10 protein-coding genes are annotated in these 21,233 nt (G+C 66.8%); 5 read left to right on the plus strand and 5 right to left on the minus strand.

Annotation, left to right across the window (positions count from 1 at the left end; genetic code table 11):
* Positions 1-205: 205 nt before the first annotated feature.
* The 4 genes from LV475_RS07525 to LV475_RS07540 all read left to right on the plus strand — a co-directional run bounded on the left by LV475_RS07525 (position 206) and on the right by LV475_RS07540 (position 12,065).
* Positions 206-2,950 carry a response regulator gene (locus tag LV475_RS07525; protein WP_250106082.1) on the plus strand — a complete coding sequence of 915 codons (2,745 nt, stop codon included), beginning with the start codon at positions 206-208 and terminating at the stop codon, positions 2,948-2,950.
* 185 nt (positions 2,951-3,135) lie between these two features.
* Complete coding sequence (locus tag LV475_RS07530) at positions 3,136-9,165, plus strand: retention module-containing protein (RefSeq protein ID WP_250106083.1); 6,030 nt, start codon at positions 3,136-3,138, stop codon at positions 9,163-9,165.
* Between the two features lie 273 nt (positions 9,166-9,438).
* Positions 9,439-10,122 (plus strand): transglutaminase-like cysteine peptidase, encoded by a 684-nt coding sequence (locus LV475_RS07535; protein ID WP_136866072.1) that lies wholly within the window; start codon positions 9,439-9,441, stop codon positions 10,120-10,122.
* Between the two features lie 8 nt (positions 10,123-10,130).
* On the plus strand, positions 10,131-12,065 hold the full coding sequence (locus LV475_RS07540; RefSeq protein ID WP_250106084.1) for a bifunctional diguanylate cyclase/phosphodiesterase: 1,935 nt from the start codon (positions 10,131-10,133) through the stop codon (positions 12,063-12,065).
* Between the two features lie 42 nt (positions 12,066-12,107).
* Here the strand turns inward: LV475_RS07540 and LV475_RS07545 are convergent, their stop codons facing one another.
* The 5 genes from LV475_RS07545 to LV475_RS07565 form a co-directional block, all read right to left on the minus strand.
* Entirely contained in the window at positions 12,108-12,473 is a 366-nt protein-coding gene (locus LV475_RS07545) for a tryptophan synthase subunit beta like protein (protein WP_250106085.1), read from the minus strand.
* Positions 12,474-12,760: 287 nt separating this feature from the next.
* Positions 12,761-13,414: a response regulator transcription factor gene (locus LV475_RS07550; protein WP_197039226.1), complete on the minus strand. Its 654-nt coding sequence runs from the start codon at positions 13,412-13,414 to the stop codon at positions 12,761-12,763.
* A complete protein-coding gene (locus LV475_RS07555; protein WP_250106086.1) occupies positions 13,411-14,820 on the minus strand; it encodes an HlyD family type I secretion periplasmic adaptor subunit in 1,410 nt (469 codons plus the stop codon). Before LV475_RS07555 ends, LV475_RS07550 begins: the two co-directional genes overlap by 4 nt.
* Positions 14,817-16,958 (minus strand): type I secretion system permease/ATPase, encoded by a 2,142-nt coding sequence (locus LV475_RS07560; RefSeq protein ID WP_250106087.1) that lies wholly within the window; start codon positions 16,956-16,958, stop codon positions 14,817-14,819. Before LV475_RS07560 ends, LV475_RS07555 begins: the two co-directional genes overlap by 4 nt.
* Positions 16,959-17,031: 73 nt before the next feature.
* Positions 17,032-18,450 (minus strand): TolC family outer membrane protein, encoded by a 1,419-nt coding sequence (locus tag LV475_RS07565; RefSeq protein ID WP_250106088.1) that lies wholly within the window; start codon positions 18,448-18,450, stop codon positions 17,032-17,034.
* Positions 18,451-19,209: 759 nt separating this feature from the next.
* Here LV475_RS07565 and thrS point away from each other — a divergent pair.
* Positions 19,210-21,117 (plus strand): threonine--tRNA ligase, encoded by a 1,908-nt coding sequence (gene thrS, locus LV475_RS07570; RefSeq protein ID WP_250106089.1) that lies wholly within the window; start codon positions 19,210-19,212, stop codon positions 21,115-21,117.
* Positions 21,118-21,233 lie beyond the last annotated feature (116 nt).

A 21,233-nucleotide genomic window follows, 5' to 3' on the forward strand; every position in this document is an offset into this window, starting at 1 on the left:
AGATATTACGATCAGAGCATATTACGGTGCCATCGAGATCACGTCACGGCACCTGCCTATCCGTGGGGCATGAAGATCACCGCGAGGCGCCGATCCGTCACGGCGACGGCGGGCCGATTGCCGGCAATCGCTGGACCGTAAACACGGTTCACCGTATAACGGGCGCAAGCCCTCACCTCTCTTTCAAGCGACAGGGATGCCTTTCATGCGCGTGGCCCGCTCGGTCCGACACGTCATCACGCTCTGCCTGCTGCTGTGCGCCCACGCGCTCGCACTGCCCGGGGCCACGTCCCACGCCGCCGAACTGCCCATCGACTCCCACGGCCCGCACGCGCTGGAAGGCCCCTGGGAATTCCACTGGCAGACCTTCCTCTCGCCCGCCGAGCCACGCAGCCCGCCGCCCGACGCACGCCTCACCCTGCCGAGCAGCTGGACGCAGGTCGAACTCGATGGCCGCTACTTGCCGCCCGAGGGGCACGCCAGCTACCGCCTGACACTCGACCTGGGCGAGAACCGCCCGGAGAGCCTGCTGCTGCGCGTGCCGCTGGTCTATTCCTCCTACCGGCTCTACGTGGACGGCAGGGAGGTGGCGCGCGTGGGCGAGCCGGCCGCGTCGGCCGACGCGGCGCAGCCGGACTACGGCGAGCGCAAGGTGTGGATCGACCGCCCCGGGCAGACCATCGACATCCTGCTGCATGTCAGCAACTACAGCTCGCGGGTCGCGGGCATCCCGCGGGCGATCGAGATCGGCACGCCCGAAGCGGTCCAGGGACTGTGGGCAATCGAACTGATCAGCACCAGCGCCCTGGCCGGCGGCCTGATGCTGATCGGCCTGTCGCAGCTGATCCTGTTCCTGATTCGACGCCGCGAGCGCGCCTACCTGTTCTTCGGCCTGACCGTGATTTTCTGGTCACTGCAGACCACCCTGTCCGCCCAGCTGCTCGAGGCGATGGGCCTGCACATCCCGATCGCGCTGGCCCGCCCGCTGGACGGCTTTTCGGCGCTGGCCGCCGGCACCAGTTACCTGTGGTTCCTGTCCGCGCTGTTCCCGCGCGAGCTGCCACCGCGACTGACGCGCTGGGTCGCCGTGCCGGTGACCGTCTACGTGCTGATCGCCGTGATCGACCCGGGTCTGACGCGCAGCGTGGCCATCGGCTGGCTGCTGTACCTGGTCGTCGCCCTGCTGGCACTCGCCCTGCTCGCCCTGGTGCAGGCCGTGCGGCGCAACCGACCGGACGCCGGACTGATCCTGCTCGGCAGCGGCATCGTGGCGTTGACCGCCGCGTTACAGATCTACTGGTTCAACGAGGCCGGTGTGCGCGATGCGGTGGCCAGCGTGGGCGTGCTCGCGGCGATGGGCCTGCACAGCTTGGCACTGGCGAGGCGCAACGCGCGGGCCTTCGAGCGCAGCCAGCGCCTGGAAACGGCCCTGCGACGCGCCAATCGCCTCAAGGACGAGTTCCTCGCCAACACCTCGCACGAACTACGCACGCCGCTGCACGCCATGATCGGGCTGGCCGAATCGCTGCCGCGCGAGGATTCCAAGACCCGGCAGGGCCTGGATCTGATCATCCAGAGCGGGCGGCGGCTGGCCCGGCTGGTCGACGACACCATCTCCTTCACCCAGCTCAAGCACGGCGAATTGCCCATCCGGCGTCAGCCGACCGCGGTCGCGCCCCTGGTCGAGCGGGTGATGGCCACCTGCCAGCCGCTGCTCGGCTCGCGTTCCGTGGTGCTCGAATCCCGGCTCGATGAGCCCCTGCCGCCGATCCTCGCCGACGCGGACCGGCTCTACCAGGTGCTGTTCAACCTGATCGGCAACGCGATCAAGTTCACCGACAAGGGGCGCATCCTGGTCTCCGCCCGGCGCGAGGGCGACCGCGTGTGCTTTGCCGTCGAGGACACCGGCATCGGCATCGCCGCCGAGGAGCTCGATCGCATGCAGCGCCCCTACGAGCAGGGCCACGACTCGAGCCTCGACGGGCGCGGCGGCTTCGGCCTGGGCCTGGCCATCAGCCGCGCCCTGCTCGAACGCCACCAGAGCGAACTCGAACTCCACAGCCAGACCGGCGTGGGCACCACCATTCGCTTCCGCCTGCCGATAAGCGACCGGGACGAGGCGGCCGCGCCCACGCCGATCCTCCAGACGACCGGCCCGGGTCCCGTCGCGGCATCCGAGGGCGATGCCATCGAGACCGCGCCCCGCCACGGTGACGTGACCACCATCCTGATCGTCGACGACGACGCCACCGCCGCGATCGTCCTGGAGGAACAACTGCACCAGGCCGGTTATCGCACCCTGGTCGCGCACTCGGGCACCGAGGCGCTCGAGCTGGTGAGCCGTCACCGCGTCGAGCTGGTCTTGCTGGACGTGATGATGCCGGACATGAGCGGGCTGACCGTTTGCCGTCGCCTGCGCGAAGAGTTCGACGCCAACACGCTGCCGATCATCCTGGTAACCGCGCGCACCCGGCCCGAGGACGTCATCGAGGGGCTGGAGGCCGGCGCCAACGATCACCTCTCCAAGCCGTTCTGGCGTCGGGAGATGCTGGCCCGCGTCGAGGCGCACCTGCGGGTACACGAAAACGAGCAGATGCGCTGGGCCCTGCAGGAAAAGGGCGTGGCGCCGACGGACAACGAATCCGACGACCCGCGGGTGCTGCTGGTCAAGCTGCTCGAGTGCGCGGTCACCCTCTGGCAGGCGCAGACCGGCACCGGGCGGGCCGAACTGGCGGAAAAGAGCCGGCTGTGGACCGTGACCCTGGACGGCTCGGCCAGAAAGACGCGCACGCTGGATCGCTACCTCAATCCCGAGACCCTGCCCAAGCGCCCGCGCTGGGGCGTGGTGGTGCGCACTGCCCGCTTCGTCTTTGATCACCTCGAGTCCGATACCGATCGCGACACGCTGCGCCGCCGGATCGAGTGCTTCGAGCGCATGCTGCCGCGCTGAATCCATCGCGGTCGAGCGCTGGCGACGTAACCGGCGCCAACCGCGTCCGGACTGGCATGTCGCCGCCTTGTACCTTTGGCCAATAGACGCCCCTGCCCGCGCGTCCGAGACTCTGGGTACGAATCCAGAGATCGACGCTCGATGCCCCGCTCGCGGCCGGATCGAGCCAACACGGAGACAGGGTCATGGCTGAAGTAATCGCTATCGTTCAGGAAGTGGAAGGCGACGTATGGGCGCGCTCGGGGGATGGCGAGATGCGTCTGCTCCGGGCGGGTGACTCGGTCTACGCGGGCGAGACGGTCGTCACCGCTCAGGACGCGCGGGTGAACCTCGATCTCGACAACGGCGAGACCGTCCAGTTGGCCGGCGGTCAGTCGCTTTTCCTGTCGACCGAGATGCTCGCCGATGCCGAGCCGAGCAGCGATGAGCAGGCGGTGACCGACCCGGGCGTCGAAGAGGTACTGGCGCTGCTCGAGGGCGACGGCGACATCCTCGAGGAACTGGAAGACCCGGCCGCCGGCACGACCGGTGGCAGCGACGGCGGTGGCCGGACCATCGTCGAGGTCACCCGCATCGTCGAGCAGATCGACCCGCTGGCCTTCGACTTCGCCGGCCCGACGCGTGAGCCCAACGAGCCGACGCCGGGCGTCACCGGCCTGGCCGAGGCACAAGCGGCCGACGAGCCGGCCGCACCGGCAGCGCCGGACGATCCCAGCACACCGGAGGAACCCGGCACGCCGGAGGAAACCACCCCGTCCATCAGCGTCAATCTCGATGACCAGAACGGCCAGTCCGTCTTCGAGAGCCTGATCTCCGGCACCACGACCAATGTCGAGCCAGGCCAGACGGTCGCCATCGAGGTGACCGACGGCGAGAACACCGTCACCACCAGCGCGATCGTCCAGTCCGATGGCAGCTACCAGGTGGTCGAGGACCTGAGCTCCCTGTCCGATGGCGAACTCACTGCGACCGCCACCGTCAGCGACCAGGCCGGCAACCAGGCGACCGACACCGACACGGCCATCCTCGATACCGAGGCCAGCGCCACCATCACCATCGACACCATTGCCGGCGACGACGTCATCAACGAGGAAGAATCCGGCGAGACCATCACCATCACCGGGTCGGTCGGCGGTGATGCCGGCGAAGGCGACACCGTCACGCTGACCATCTGGGGGCAGGAATTCACCGGCACCGTCGATGGAGACAACAACTACGCCATCGACGTCCCGGGCAGCCTGCTGGCTAGCGGCGGATTGATCGACGTCCTGCCCGACGTGCAGAGCCGGGACTTTGGCAACGGCGACTACCTGTTGCCGGAAGGCGGCCTGGTACTGGCCTCGGTTTCCGGCAGCGACGAGGCCGGCAATCCGTACTCTGCTGACACCAGTCGCCCCTACACCGTCGACACCTGGGCGGGAGCGGAAATCAGCATCGACACCATCGCCGGTGACGACGTGATCAACGAGGAGGAATCCGGCGAGACCATCACCATTACCGGCTCGGTATACGGTGATGCCACCGAGGGCGACACGGTCACCTTGACCGTCGGCGACGAGACGTTCGAGGGTACCGTCGACGGCGACAACAACTACGCCATCGACGTCCCGGGCAGTCTGCTGGCCGACAACAGCCAGGTGGACGCCAACGTCGTCGGCAGCGATGACGCAGGCAACCCGTTCTCCGCCGATTCCACCCGCGAATACGGCGTGGACACCGAGGCATCCGCCACCATCACCATCGATACCATCGCCGGTGATGACGTGATCAACGAGGAAGAATCCGGTCAGACCATCACGCTCACCGGCTCGGTCGGTGGCGATGCCCGTGAAGGCGACACCGTCACCCTGACCGTCGGTGACCAGACCTACACCGGCGAGGTGGATGCCGACAACGGCTACGCCATCGACGTCCCGGGCAGCGTGCTGGCCGACAACAGCCAGGTCGACGCCAGCGTGTCAGGCAACGATGAGGCCGGGAACAGCTATTCCGCCGATACGAGCCGGAACTACACCGTCGACACCGAGGCATCCGCCACCATCACCATCGATACCATCGCCGGTGATGACGTCATCAACGAGGAAGAATCCGGTCAGACCATCACGGTCACCGGCTCGGTCGGCGGCGATGCCCGTGAAGGCGACACCGTCACCCTGACCGTTGGTGACCAGACCTACACCGGCGAGGTGGATGCCGACAACGGCTACGCCATCGACGTGCCGGGCAGCGTGCTGGCCGACAACAGCCAGGTCGACGCCAGCGTGTCAGGCAACGATGAGGCCGGGAACAGCTATTCCGCCGATACGAGCCGGAACTACACCGTCGACACCGAGGCATCCGCCACCATCACCATCGATACCATCGCCGGTGATGACGTCATCAACGAGGAAGAATCCGGTCAGACCATCATGGTCACCGGCTCGGTCGGCGGCGATGCCCGTGAAGGCGACACCGTCACCCTGACCGTTGGTGACCAGACCCACACCGGCGAGGTGGATGCCGACAACGGCTACGCCATCGACATCCCGGGCAGTGTGCTGGCCGACAACAGCTCGGTTCAGGCGGAGGTCACCGGCAGCGACGAGGCCGGTAACGACTACGCCGCCGATGCCACCCGCGACTACACCGTCGATACCGAGGCCGACGCGTCCATCACCATCGACGAGATCACCGGCGACGACGTACTCGACGGCGAGGAGATCGAGGGCCCGATCACCATTACCGGCACCGTCGGCGGCGACGCCACCGAGGGCGACACCGTCACCCTGACCGTTGGTGAGCAGACCTATACCGGCGAGGTCGATGCGGACAACGAATACGCCATCGACGTACCGGGCAGCGTGCTCGCCGAAAACAGCGAGGTCCAGGCGGAGGTCAGCGGCAGCGACGCGGCCGGAAACGAGTACTCCGCCGAAACCACCCGGGATTACACGATCGCCCCCACCATCACGGGCCTGTCACCCGAGGGTGACGAAGCGGACGTCACGGTCGATGAGGCGTTCCTCGAGAACGGAACCCGCGCTGGCGAACAACCGGCGTCCGGCGAGCCCGGCACGACGGCTACGGGTCAATTCACCCTCACCGCACCAGCCGGCCTGGGTGCCCTGTCGATTGCCGCTGCCGGTCTGACCAGCGGGGATGCGAGCTTTGCCGACGGACAGGTGACCCTCGACGCCGATGCGCTCGAGAACCTCGACGACCAGCCCGTCGTCATCGAGACGCCCGAAGGCAATACCTTGAGTCTGACCGGCTTCGATCCCGACTCGGGCGTGGTCGACTACCGGTTCGAGCTCAACGGCCCCGTCACCAATGTCGACGGCGAGCCGCTGGACAAGGCACCGATCGAGCTGTCCCTGACCGACTCGAAGGGCACCTCGGCACAGGCCACCCTGAACGTCGCCATCCTCGATGACGGCGTCGAGACCGTCGATGATCCGCTCGGTGACCTCACCGGTGGCGAAACGGTCTCGGGCAACGTGCTCGACAATGACACCGGCGCCGACGTCGACCTGGAAGTCACCTCGGTACGCTTTGGAGAAAACGATCCCGTCGACGTCCCCGAAAACGGCGAGCCGGTCACCATCCAGGGTGATAACGGCACACTCACCATCGAGCGCGACGGCAGCTACAGCTACACCGCCAACGCAGCCGAGCCGGTGACGATTGGCGGCGGGCTGGAGGACTGGCAGGCAGAGACCGGCGGGCTATGGGGCTTTGATGGCGCGGCGCCCATGCTGGACGGGTCACTAGATGTCGCAGCGTTGGGTGACGGTAACGACAACGTCGGTTACGCCAGCGGCCAGAACAAGTCAGGCCTGGGCGTGGTGGTCAACCAATCGAACAAGATCGACACCGACGACACCCTGCTGATCCAGCTCGGCGACAGCACGAACGACGTCACCGTCGATATCGCGCAATTCAACGCGAACCAGGCCGAAATCGGCCGCTGGACGGCCTACAACGAAGCCGGTGAGGAAGTCGGTACCGGCACCTTTACGCCTCAGACCAACAACGGCTTCCCATTCCCGGTAGACATCAACACGGACGAGGCATTCAGCTATCTCGCATTCAGTCTCGACACGGCTGCCCAGAATGCCAACGCCGGGTACGTAATCAACGAACTGACCTACACGCCGAGTGACGATTCCCTGCAGGATGCGTTCACCTACACCGTGGAGGACCAGGACGGCTCAACGGCTGATGGCGTGCTCTCGGCCCAGGCCACCGCCACTACCGATCCGGTACCGACGGTCGAACTGGTGGTCGAGCCGGTCGTCGGCTTCGAGACCGTGATCAAGGATGACGTTGACGATCTGGGTGTCGGCGGGTCGGGCGACGGGATCATCAACGACCCGCGCCCGCCGGCCGACACCTCGGACCCGCTCGTTTTCGATTTCGGCCTCGATAACGCCGGCGAGCAGATCACCCTGTCCTGGACGCAGCACGCCAAAGGCGGTTGGGAAGATGGCGGGCAAGGCCGTGGCGGAACCCGTGACACCTTCGACGTGCTGGTCAATGGCGATAGCGAATACAGCACGAGCTGGTACGACCCGCGCAACGCCGACGACACCGTGTTCGATCCGGAGGACGAAGAGCTCACGCTGACCCTGGACGAAAACGGCCAGGCAACCGTTGAGTTCGAAGTGCGCTCGACGCATCCGGACGAAGTGGTCGACGTGAGCGACATTCAGGCAAAACTCGACAAGCAAGGGGTCAACTACGAAGTCGACCTCAGCGGCGCGGTCGCGAGTGGTGAGGTCGATCACTACCTGGTCGAGGTCGATGGTGGTCAATTGCTGCTCGACGGCAATCCGCTCAGCGAAACCGACGGACTCTACGAACTGCAGCCGGATCAACTCGAGGGCCTGAGCGTCCGGCCAGACGCGGGCCGTGAGAGCTTCGAGGTCACCGCCGCGGTGGTCAGCGATCGTGGCGTCAATAGCCAGCCGGTCACGAGCACGCAATGGATTGATCCGGTGATTGCGGTCGACGGACTTGCGACGGCCAACATCTCGATGGAGGATCTGCCGGATCAGACCAGCGAGCAGGAGCTTGCTTCTCAGGTCAGCCTGACGACCGACACGACCCGTAGGGAAAGCTCGGAGGAAAGCATCGAGTTTTCCATTGATGAGGGGTCGACTGGCAATGTGAGCTTTAACGTAGTTCTCGACGAGCCGAGCGGGTGGTACTTGACGTGGCGGGGCGGACTACGTTTCTACGACTCCGACGCGAGCGTCGATTGGGTGCTGGAAGAAAAAATGCCCAACGGCAATTGGAAATCGATTGCGGAAACTGCCGGTTCACGTGACTCGGGAGGTGGCAGCCACGTCATCGATGACCTTGAGAGCGGTGACTACCGGCTGAATTTCGATGCAACTCTCCAGGGTGGCCGAGGCGACAATCTCCCGAGGGTCGACATTTCAGACGTCAATCTCGAGGTAACCACGCCCGGCGGCACGGAAGTCGTGGCCAGCACGGTCGATGGCAACGTGATCACCGACGAGGGAACCGAAGGCGGGCTGGCTAATCGTCCGGACAATGCCGAACTTCAGGTTCGCGATGGCGATGCCTTCCAATCCATACCCGATGACGGCTCGATGACCGTCGACGGCCGCTTCGGCACGCTGGAAATTGCCGGCGACGGTGATTACACCTACACGCCTGACGCCAACCTGGACAACGTCGGCGGAGTGGAACGCTTCACCTACCAGTTGGTCGGTGACAACGGCGAGACCGCCCAGGCCGATCTGACGGTCCGGATCGACGATCCGGATGCCAATGTCCAGTTCGGCACTGACGGCAGCGACACCCTCGAGGCAAGCGCCGGAGGCGACATCCTGGTCGGCGGGCTCGGCGATGACACGCTGATCGGCGGTGCCGGCGACGACGTCTTCAAGTGGAACCTGGCCGATCGGGGCGAACCGGACGCCCCGGCGAACGACGTGGTCACGGACTTCGGTGCCGGCGACGACGTGCTCGACCTGCGCGACCTCCTCGTCGACGAAAACGAGGGCAAGCCACTGAGCGATTTCCTGTCGGTCACCGAAGACGGCGGCGACCTGGTCTTCCAGGTCACGCATGACGGCGGTTCGGACGGGGCGACGCAGACGATCACGTTGCAGGGCAAGTCGTTCGCCGACTTCGGGGGCGCCACGGACGCGGGCGAGCTGATCCAGAACATGCTCGACAGCGGCCAGCTGAAGATCGATACCTGATCGGCATCGGCGCCCGACGGTGTCGAACGCGGCGAGCTGGGGTACGATTGGGCAAGGATGCGATCGTGGCGATGTAGTCATCGACGCGCCGCATCCCGCCCGTCACGCAATCGACGGGCCTGTCGGTGCCCGACGGACGATCCGCCATGGACGCCACCGTGGGCACCCTGCACCCACGGTCACCCGCAATGTTACCCGGGGTGCACCTGAACTTGACCTCACGGGACGGTGCGGATGCCGGCATCTGGGACAATCCGACTGCTCGTCGCCACGATGGCGCTCGGTCTTGCCGTCCTGATCCACGGCTTCGGCCACGCCGAGGTGCGGATCGATTTCGACACCCTCAGGGCCGAGCTTGAGCAGCGCTTCGACGCCGACCGTGCCGCGGTCATCGATGAACTCGAGGTGCTGCTCGACCAGATCAGCGCTGTTGAACCACGTGAGCGCGCCGAGCGCGTCAATGCCTTCTTCAACCGCCGTATTCGCTACGTCGAAGACGACCAGCTCTGGGGGCAGTCCGATTACTGGGCCTCGCCGGTGGAGACCATCGGCCACGGCGCGGGCGACTGCGAGGACTTCGCGATCGCCAAGTACCTGGTGTTGCGCGAGGCCGGCATCGACAACCGCCAGTTGCGCCTGATCTACGTCCGGGCCCGAATGGGCGGGGCCAGCCGCGCGCACATGGTTCTGGGCTACTACCCCGATCCCGAATCCGAACCGCTGATCCTCGACAGCCTGGTGCGCCTGGTCGCCCCGGCCGGGCAGCGCCCGGATCTTACCCCCGTGTTCAGTTTCAACAGCGAAGGCCTGTGGGTCGGCGGGCAAAGCCGCCCGGCCGACCGGGCCACCGATCGTCTCTCCCGCTGGCGCGACGTGCTCAACCGCACGCAGGCCGAAGGCATCCGCCTGTCCGCGCCCCCGGATTCCAGCGACACCTCGACACGGCAGAGTGAGTGAGTCCCGCCATGGCATTGAATCGACAACTCTGGATCGCGATCGCCTCGGTGATGGTCATCGCGTTCGTCAGCAGCCTCGCGATCAGCTTCCAGAGCGCGCGGGCCTACTTCGAGGAGCAACTGCACCTCAAGAACATCGACAACGCCAACACCCTGGCCCTAACGCTCTCGCAGGTGGAAAAGGACCCGGTGCTGATCGAGCTGATGATCGCCGCGCAGTTCGACACCGGCCATTACCAGCGACTGGAATTGCTCGACCCCTCCGGTGAGCCCATCGCCTCGCGGACCCGCGCCACGGACGCGGTAGGCGACGTGCCCGGCTGGTTCGCCGAGCTGGCCGAACTGCGCGTCGACCCGGGCATCGCCCAGGTGCCGGACGGCTGGCAGCAATACGGCACCCTCTACGTCGAGAGCTTGAGCGGCTTTGCCCTCGAGGCGCTCTGGGACACCACCGTGGAGCTGTTTCTCTGGTTCTTCGGCATCGCCGCCGTGCTCGGATTGCTGGGCTCGATGGTCCTGAAATCGCTCACCCGGCCGCTCGACGACGTGGTCGACCAGGCGGAGTCCATCGGCAACCAGCGCTTTATCGCCACCCCGGAGCCCAGGACGCTGGAATTCCGTCGGGTGGTCCGGTCGATGAACATCCTCTCCGCCCGCGTGCGCGACATGCTGGGCGAGGAACGCTCGCGGCTGGAAGAGATGCGCCAGCGGTTGCAGCGTGACGCCCTCACCGGCGTGGGCAACCGCGGCCGTTTCGATGACGTGCTGGGCGCCCTGCTCGCCGATGACGACCCCAACCGCCAGCACGGCCTGTTCCTGGTACGGCTGGTCGATCTCGCGGAGATCAACCGCCAGCTCGGTCACCAGGAGACCGATGCCCTGATCAAGGACCTCGCCACCCGTCTCGGCGCGGTTGCCGGCGAGCATCGCGACTCGTTCAGCGACGAGCACCTCGCCCGGCTCAACGGCAGCGACTTCGCGCTGATCCTCACCGATCTGCTGGATGCCAAGCCGCTCGCCGAGCGATTGACGGAGGCGATGCAAGAACTGGCCGCGCGCCACGCCGAGACCACCGCGATGCAGACCGCCTTGTCCGCTGGCCGCTTCGGCCCCGGTGACGAACGCTCGAGCATCCTGATCCGGCTCGACGATGGGCTCGCCCGCGCCGAGCACCGCGAGACCACCTGCCTGGAATGGGCCACGCAGGGCGAGGACGTGGATCGACTGCATGGCAGCGACGAGTGGCGAGCCATCCTCCACGACGCCATCGAGGAACAGCGCATTCATGCCGCCCATTTCGCCACGCGCCGTATCGACGGTCGCCTGATCCATCGCGAGGCGATGCTGCGACTCGAGGATGCCCGCCAGACCCTCACGGCCGGCCAGTTCCTGCCCTGGGCGCGGCGGCTGGGCCTGTTGCCGCAACTGGACCTGGCGGTGGCCGAAAGCGAACTGGAGCGCCTGGCCCGCACGCCCGATCCGGATGGCGAGCCGATCGCGCTGAATCTCTCGATCGACACCCTGCTCGACGAATCGACCCGAGGACGATTGCTGGGACTGCTGGCCTCGCACACGGCGCGTGCTGCCATGGTCTCGATCGAGCTTGCCGAGCGCGCGGCAATCGACCATCCCGCCGCCTTCCGCGAGTTCTGTGCCGTCGCCGTCCCGTTGGGCTATCGCGTCGGCATCGAGAAGGCGGGGCTGGCCGTCACCGAGATCGACGTCCTGCACGAGCTGGGATTGAGCTATCTCAAGCTCGACCGCTCGCTGACCACCGATCTTGCCGCCAGCGAGTCGAACCGCAGCTACCTGCGCGGCATCACCGGCATGGCGCACGCCATCGGCCTGACCGTAATCGCCGACGGGGTGCGCTCGGCCGAGGAATTGACCCAGCTGGGCGAACTGGGGGTCGACGGGGCGAGCGGCCCCGGCGTGCCGGAGTGAAGGAGGGAAGGTCTTCGGAAGCGAGCGTTCGGCTCGGGCGATTCAGGGCATGAAGCGATCGTCGCCGTTGTCGTCCGAGCCGGCGATCAGGTCGAGCGCCTTGCGATCGCGACGCAACTGTCGGCGATCGAGCAGCTTTCGCTGTGCAGCCGTGGGCAGTTCGGTGAACCGGATCACGCCCTTCTCGATCAGCAGATGGGCCAGGTCCTCGACCACGCGGACAAGCTCGGCATCCGAGCGCTGCAGGGCCTCGGCGACCGCTTCGGGTTCCGCGCCGCGCGACGGATCGAGGAACCGCTGCACGGCCGGGTCGTCGATGGCAACCGCCTCGGCCATGCCCGGCTCGGCCTCCCGGCCGATGGCGACGATGGCGCCGCTCGAGTCCCGCTTTACGTAGACGCTATCCATTCGCCCCCCGGTATCGGTTAGGGAAGGTCTGCACGAATGCCATGCCACTCTGGCTTGGCGAGTCGTTCGTGATCAAGGCGCGATGTCGCTGGCGTGCCGGTGGCCACGTCAAGACATCGCAACGCGGGGCACGGGCGACTCGCCAAGCCCCGCAGGGCGCGCCTTGAGCCGGGCATCTGCGGCGTTGTCGTCCTTGGCAAGAGAATAACTCTTCCGCGGCGGACGAGCGCCTTGCATCTGCCCGGCTCAAGGCACGCAGAGCGGTATGGCATTCGTGCAGACCTTCCCTAGCCGACGTCACGATTCGGCTCGGCTGCCATGCGCAGCCGCACCACCAACTGCATTCGATCACGAACGCCAAGCTTGCGGAAGGCCGAGCTGAGGTGCGCCTTGACCGTGCGCTCGGTAATGTCGAGCCGGCGAGCGACCTCCTTGTTGCTCAACCCGGCGGCCACCGCCTCGGCGACCGCGCGCTCGCGCTCGGTCAGGCTTCCCAGGAGGGCATCGACCGCTCGGGTGACGTTGCGCGGCCCGTCCAGCGTGGTCGAGAGCACCCGCACCACCGCGTTGACCACCTCGGCGGGTAGCCACATGCCGCCGGTCTGCACGGCATCGGCGGCCTGATGCAGCAGCGCTGGCGGTGCGACGGCGTGGACGTAGCCGCGCGCGCCATGACCCAGCGCGGTGCGCAATTCATCCATGCCCGGCTGTCGCGACATGGCGATCACGCGGGCGCCCCGGTCGGCCAGGTCCTCGATCAGGCGCTCCCAGCGGTCGGTCCCGGTCAGTACCCAGGCGACGGTCGGCCGCTCGGGAACATCCAGGCCGAGCCCGTCGACCAGCGCCGCGGACTCGACCACGGCCGCCTCCGGGAAGGCGCGTTGCCAGCGGGAGGTATGAAACCCGGGTTCGGTGACGAAAAGATGCGTCGAGATAGTCATCGTTCGGACATCGATTGCGAAAAGGCGCGCAGCACGGGCTTGAGGAGGTATTCGAGCACCGTCTTCTTGCCGGTGAGGATGTCCACCTCGGCCATCATCCCCGGCAGGATCGGCTGGTCGGGCGAGAAGCCGGTCGCGCTGGTTTCCAGGCGCACGAGATAGAAGGTGTTGTCATCGTCGTCGGTGATGGTGTCGGAACTGATGTGCGTCACCGTCGCCTCCAGCCCGCCGTAACGCGTGAAGTCGTAGGCGCTGAACTTCACCTTGGCGGGCAACCCCGGTCGCAGGAAGGCGATGTCCTTCGGGTTGATGCGCGCCTCGATCAGCAACTTGTCATTGGCCGGGGTGATCTCGAGGATCTCGCGCCCGGGACCGACCACCCCACCGGTGGTATTGATGAACAGTCGCTGCACGGTGCCGGCCATGGGGGCGCGCACCCGGGTCTGCTCCACCTTGTCGGCCAGCCCCACCTGCGCCTCGCCCAGGGCATCGAGCTTGGCACTGGCCTCGGCCAGTTCCGAACGCCAACGGTTGAAGGCGTTCAGCCGCACCTCCTCGATGCGCACGGTTGCCTCCTCGATCGCCGACTTTGCCCGCGTGATCGCCGCCTCGGCCCGCGACATCTCGCCCAGGCTGTTCGCCTCGTCGCGTTCGAGCCGGATGATGTCGATGTCGGAAACGGCACCGGAGTTGAGCAACGGACGGGTAACGCTCAACTCGCGCCGGATGAGGGTGAGCGCGCGGGCGTGCTGCGTGCGGGCGGCTTCCGCCTCGCGCAGGTCCTGGCGGCGCTGTTCGAGCTTCTCCCGGTGGATCGAGAGCTGCTCCTCGAGCTCGCGGCGGGACGATTCGAACAGGCGGCGCTCCTGGGCGACCAGTTCGGGCGCCTCGCGCTCGAGATCCTCGGGAAAGCGCAACGACTCCTCGCCGGTCAGGGCCTCGAGCCGGGCCACCTCGGCGCGCAGCGCCTGACGCTGGACGACGTTCTCGCGCAGGCTCGACATCGAACGGGTCGGGTCGATGGTCACCAGGAGGTCGCCCTGCTCAACCGCATCCCCCTCGTCGACCAGGATCTCGCTCACCGTGCCGCCGTCCAGCGACTGGACAAGCTGGGTCTTCTGCGACGGGATCACCTTGCCCTGGCCACGCGTCACCTCGTCGAGCTCGGCAAAGCCGGCCCAGACGATCAGCGCGATCAACACCAGGAACAGGGTGTAGAGCAGCGCGCGTGCCCGGATCGGGCGTTGCTGGATCTGGGCCCAGCCGGCCTGGGCGGCCCAGCTGCCGCGTCGCTCCTCGCCCAGGCCCTTCGCCGGGCCGGCATCGCCACCGCGACGGGTGCCGGTCAGGCGCCCCACCCCCTCGAAACCGCGCTCCTCGATGGTCTTGCGCCGCGTGTCGCTCATCGCTCCGCCCCCGAAATCCGGCCCTGGCGCAATGCCTCGATGACCTCCTCCTTGGGCCCGTCGGCGACCAGCCGGCCGGCATCGATCACCAGGATCCGGTCGACCAGCTCGAGCATCGAGCTGCGATGGGTGTTGACCAGCAGTGTCTTGTGCCGGGCGACCTGCTGCAGGTTGCGCTTGATCAGCGCCTCGGTGGAATGGTCCAGAGCCCCGGTGGGCTCGTCGAGCACCAGCATCGGCGGGTCATGCAGCAACGCCCGGGCGATGGCGATCGACTGGCGCTGCCCGCCGGAGACGAACTGACCGCGTTCGCCCATGGGCATGTCGAAGCCCTCGGGGTGACGGTTGATCATCGGCGCCAGGCCGCTGAGCTTGGCCACCTCGAGGATGCGCGCGTCATCGACGTCGGCCGCGCCCAGGGTGAGGTTCTCCTGCAGCGAGCCGTGGAACAGCGAGATATCCTGCGGCACGTAGCCGATCGCGCGGCGCAGCTCGGCCGGATCGATCTGGCGGGCATCGACCCCGTCGACCAGCACCGCCCCGGCGTCCGGCTCGTAGAGCCCAAGGATCAGCTTCTCGATGGTGCTCTTGCCCGAGCCGTTGCGCCCAAGCACGGCGACGTGCTCGCCGGCGCGAATGCGGAAACTCACGTCGTCGAGCACCACCCCGCCGGTCTGCGGGTAGGAAAAGCTCACGTGGCGGAACTCGATCTCGCCGGTCAGGCCGGGCCGGCTGATCCAGGATTTGCCCGGTGGGCGTTCGACCGGTTGCTCCATCACCTCGTCAAGTGCGTCGAGGGCCGCGGCCGACTGGTGGTACTGCATCACCAGCCCGGCCGCCTGGCCGATCGGCGCCATGGCGCGCGAGGACAAGAGATAGGCGGCGATCATGCCGCCGAGGCTGAGGTTGCCCTCCATGATCAGGTAGACGCCGACCACGATGATCGCGATGCCCACCGCGTGCTGGGCCCACTGCGCGCCGCTGACCACGGAGGCGGAGATCAGGCGCATGCGCGCCGCGTTCTGGGCCAGGAACACCGAGGTCCGTTCCCAGTCGGCCTGGATGCGGCTTTCCACGCCGAAGGCCTTGACTGTCTCGATGTCGGTCAAGCCCTCCACCAGGGTCGCGTTGCGCATCGCGCCGGCCCGCATCGCGTCCTCGGACAGGCGCTGCAGACGCCGCTGGGCACCCAGTGCGTAGAGCAGCACCAGCAGCGCCCCGATGACGATCGGCACGACCAGTTGCCAGCCGATCAGCGCGACGATGCCGGCGAATAGCAGCACGAACGGCAGGTCGACCAGGGCGACCACGCTCATCGAGCCGATAAAGCCGCGTACCGACTCGAAGGCGTGCACCGTGTTGGCGAACGAGCCCGTGGAGGTGGGACGGTTGGCCATCCGCATCCCGAGTACCCGTTCCATGATCGACGAGGAAAGCTTGACGTCCGCGCGGCTTGCGGCCAGGTCGACGAACCGGCTGCGCATGACGCGCAGGGCGAGATCGGCGCTGATCGCGAGGAAGACCCCTGCCCCGAGTACCCAGAGGGTGTCGGTCGCCGCGTTGGGCACCACCCGGTCGTAGACGTTCATGATGAACAACGGCATCGCCACCGCGAACAGGTTGATCATCACGGCGGCCACGAGCACGTCGCGGTAGAGCCCGCGATTTTCGCGGATCACACCCCAGAACCAGTGCTGGTCGGCACGCGGGGAAAGGCCGCCGGCGCGCTCGTCGAAGTGGAATCGGGGCTGGACGTAGATCAGCCAGCCGGCGGACTCGGCCTCCAGCGTATCGAGCGCCACCTCGACCTCGGCGTCGTTGAGTTCCGGGTAGATCACCGCCGCGACACCCGCCTTGCGGTCGATCGCCGTGATCACGCAGGCGCTGTCGTCCTCGCGCAGGAGGATGGCTGGCAGCAGGGCCGGATTCACCGAGCGGGCCTTGCCGGCGACGATGCGGCTCGACAGTCCGCCCCGACGCGCCGCGCGATCGAATTCCGGCGGCGCCAGCCGACCCTGCTCCAGTGGCAACCCGGCGATCAGGGACTCGCGCGACATCGGCGTGCCGTGATAGCGGCACAGGAACATCAGGCAATCGGTCAGCGCTCCACCACGGGGTTCAACCGGTTCGCGCGTCATGCCACCCCCTGCTCATCGCCCGCCAGCGTCTCGGTCCCGGCTCGCCGGTGACCCTCGAACGGCAGTCCGGCACTCATCGCTCCTGCGGCACCTCGGGGAGGTTCATCGCGATGTCGACGCTCGGGCAGGCGGTCTCGGGATCGACCGCCAGGCGATCGGCGCCGAGATCGGCCAGGCTCGGCAGGCCGTCACGACGCACCTCGAGTGACTCGAGCAGGCGACCGCTCTCGGCCAGCACCCGGGCGATCGCGACGCGGCGATCGGCCTGGGCGTTCACGTAGGAACGGCTTGCCTGGAAGTACTCGTTCTCGGAATCGAGCACGTCGAGCAACGTGCGCTGACCGATCTGGAACTGGTTGCGGTAGGCAACCCGCACCCGGTCGGCGGCCAGGCGGTAGTTGTTGAGCGTCTCGACCTGATCGGAGAGCTTGCGCACGTCGTGGTAGGCGATCTGCAGGTTCTGGCGCATGTCCACGCAGGCCTTGTCGCGCAGGCTCTTGGAGACGTTGAGCTGCTCGGCGGCGCTCTTGACCGCGGCCCGGTCGCTACCGCCGTTGTAGAGGTTGAAGCGCAGCTCGAGGCCGATGCGCGCGTCGCGCTGGTTCTCGCGCACGCCGAAATCGTCGCGGTTGTCCACGCCGTAGCTGGCGTTGAGGTTCAGGCGCGGGTGATAGGCGGCGCGCCGGCTTTCCACGGCCGCGCGGGAGGATTCGATATCGCGCAGCGCGGCACGGAAGGAGGGGTTCCCTTCGTAGGCCAGTTGCAGGGCCTCGGCCACGTCGGCCGGCAGGGCCGAATCGTCCAGTGCGATCGGCTCGAGCCGTTCGGCGGGCGACTGCCCGACGATGCGCAGGTAGCGGGCCGAGACGTCGTGGAGGTTGGAGATCTCGTTGACCAGGTTGGACTCGGACAGCGCCACGCGGGCGTTGATCTGCTCGAGATCGGCGCCGCGCGCCACGCCGGCGCGCGAGCTTTCCTCCACCTGGGCCTTGACGTCCAGGTGCTCGCGGTAGATCTCGTCGGCCAGTTCGACCAGTTCGCGCTGACGGCGCACGTCCTGGTAGGCGGTCAGCGTTTCCAGCGCGATGTCCTCGGCGCTGCCGAGCAGCTCGTAGTACCGCACCAGCTGGGCGTTATCGAGGCGATCCACCTCCGAGCGGGTGAAGAAGCCGTCGTAGAGCATCTGCGTGAGCGAGATTTCCGCCGCGGCGATCGAGTAGTCCTCGTTGACACCGTAGTTCCGCGACTCCTGGCCGACACTCGCGACCGCATCGACGGTCGGCAGGTAGCCACCGCGCGCCACGTCGATGTCGTGACCCGAGGAAACGAAGGCATGCCAGCTGGACTGGACCTCCGGGTTGGATTCGATCGCCTGCTGGACGACCGTCGCCAGGTCGGCGGGTTGATTCGATTGCGCCGTCGCGGTCGCCGACGCCCCGATGATGCCGGCAGCGACCAGCGCCGCCAATGCGTTCTGTTTATTCGTTTTCATCGCCTTGTTCCCTTGCCATTCGTCAGTCGGTTGCCGATTGGCCAGAAAAGTGATCGAACGCCGGCACGCGCTGGTCCCTCCGCGGCCGGTATCCGATTGATTGCCTGCCGACCCCGAGTCGTCTGCCCCGCCCCTCGTCGGCGCAAGGCCTGGTGGCGGGCGTGTGGGTCTCGTCCTGATCGGAGTCGGCAGTTCCCCCTGAGCACTTGCCGGGCTGGCGATGTCGCAACGGGTCAGGCCGTTATCGACACCCATGCCGTCACCATGTTGGGCGTCGCGGCGGCCCGCTGATCACCCGGCTCATGGCCCGACAAGCGCATCAAACCTCGTTTGCAGAGTATCGGCGCGACCAACCACCGGAACAGGAACAAAACGGAACAGAAAATACCCGCGTTTAATCAGTGGCTTGCAGCACGCCGGAACAGGCGTCATGACACACGTTCCGCGTTGTGCCGTGCTGGACGTGACCGAACGACGACCGGCGCGCCAGAAGGGCCTGCGCACCACGACGCGATCCGAACAGGGATTGGGGGGATGCCCGATGACAATCGGCCACGAGAGATCGTTCGATCCGATTTGCCTCGGCCGACACGGCGGACTGCACCGGAACAGGCGGCTTTGGTATCATCCGCCGACTTCTCACCATGGCGGGTGCGCCACGGCGGTTCCGGCTGTCCGCACCCTTCGACCCACGCGGATGCAAACGCGGGCTTTGGTAGGGCCCGCCACTGGCATCCCAAGTGCTTCTCAGGAGGGCACATGCCGACTATCACACTACCCGACGGCAGTCAGCGCACGTTCGACCACCCGGTCTCGCTCATGGAGGTCGCCGCCGACATCGGGCCGGGCCTGGCCAAGGCGGCCGTGGCCGGCAAGATCGACGGCAAGCTGGTCGATCTCTCGCGCACCGTCGAGGACGACGCGGACATCGCCATCGTCACGGCGAAGGACCAGGAGGGCGTCGAGATCATCCGCCACTCCACCGCGCACCTGATGGCGCAGGCGGTCAAGCAGCTCTACCCCGAGGCGCAGGTCACCATCGGCCCGGTCATCGACCAGGGCTTCTACTACGACTTCGCCTTCGACCGGCCCTTCAACGACGAGGACCTGGAGAAGATCGAGACCCGCATGCGCGAGCTGGCCAGCGAGGGCGACGAGCTCGAGCGCCGCGTGATCGAGCGCGACGACGCGGTGCGCTTCTTCAAGGACCTCGGCGAGGATTACAAGGTCGAGATCATCAAGGACATCCCGGGCGAGGAGCAGCTGACGCTCTACACCCAGGGCGACTTCACCGATCTCTGCCGCGGCCCGCACGTGCCGCACACCAACAAGCTCAAGGCCTTCAAGCTGTTGAAGGTGGCCGGTGCCTACTGGCGCGGCGACTCGGACAACGAGATGCTCACCCGCGTCTACGGCACCGCGTTCGCCAGCGACAAGGAGCTCAAGCGCTACCTCAAGCAGCGCGAGGAGGCCGAGAAGCGCGACCATCGTCGTCTCGGCAAGCAGCTGGATCTGTTCCACTTCCAGGACGAGGCGCCGGGCCTGGTGTTCTGGCATCCGCGCGGCTGGGCGATCTGGCAGGTGATCGAGTCGTACATGCGCGACGTCTACAAGCGCTCGGGCTACGCGGAGATCAAGTGCCCGCAGATCCTGGACGTGTCCCTGTGGAAGAAGTCGGGTCACTGGGACAACTACCAGGAAAACATGTTCTTCACCGAGTCGGAGAAGCGCACCTACGCGGTCAAGCCGATGAACTGCCCGGGCCACGTCCAGGTGTTCAACCACGGCCTGCACTCCTACCGTGACCTGCCGATCCGTTACGGCGAGTTCGGCTCCTGCCACCGCAACGAGCCCTCGGGCGCGCTGCACGGCATCCTGCGCGTGCGTGGCTTCACCCAGGACGACGGCCACATCTTCTGCACCGAAAAGCAGATCGAGCCGGAAGTGCGCGCCTTCCACGGCCAGGCACTCGAGGTCTACGACACCTTCGGCTTTTCGGACGTGCAGGTGAAGATCGCCACCCGCCCGGACAAGCGCATGGGCGCCGACGAGGTCTGGGACGAAGCCGAGGAAGCCCTGCGCAGTGCGCTGCGTGCGGCGAACGTGGAGTGGGAGGAACTGCCGGGCGAAGGCGCCTTCTACGGGCCGAAGATCGAGTATCACCTGAGTGATGCCATCGGCCGGACCTGGCAGCTGGGTACCATCCAGGTGGACTTCATGATGCCCGAGCGCCTGGGCGCGACCTACGTCGACGAGCACAGCGAGCGCAAGCACCCGGTCATGCTGCACCGCGCGATCGTCGGTTCGATGGAGCGCTTCATCGGCATCCTGATCGAGCACCACGCCGGCCAGATGCCGACGTGGCTCGCCCCGGTACAGGCGGTGACCATGGGCATCACCGACAAGCACGCCGAGTACGTCGATGCCGTCGCCGAGCGCCTCAAGGCCGCCGGCCTGCGGGCGCAAGCCGATCTTCGCAACGAGAAGGTCGGCTTCAAGATCCGCGAGCACACCCTCGAGCGCGTGCCGTACCTGCTGGTCGCCGGCGACCGCGAGATCGATGCCGATTCGGTTTCGGTGCGCACCCGCTCGGGCGAGGATCTCGGCTCGATCAAGGTCGACGAGCTGATCGACCGACTCAAGGGCGAGGTCGCCGAGCACAAGTAAGCGCGAAAAATGGCGGGCCGCGGTTGGCAACGACTGCAGCCCGGGAAGGACTGCACCAATCCGATGCCGCTCTGCGCGCCTTGAGCCGGGCAGATGCAAGGCGTTCGTCCGCCGTG

The organism is Guyparkeria hydrothermalis (assembly GCF_023555375.1).
Taxonomy (GTDB): domain Bacteria; phylum Pseudomonadota; class Gammaproteobacteria; order Halothiobacillales; family Halothiobacillaceae; genus Guyparkeria; species Guyparkeria hydrothermalis.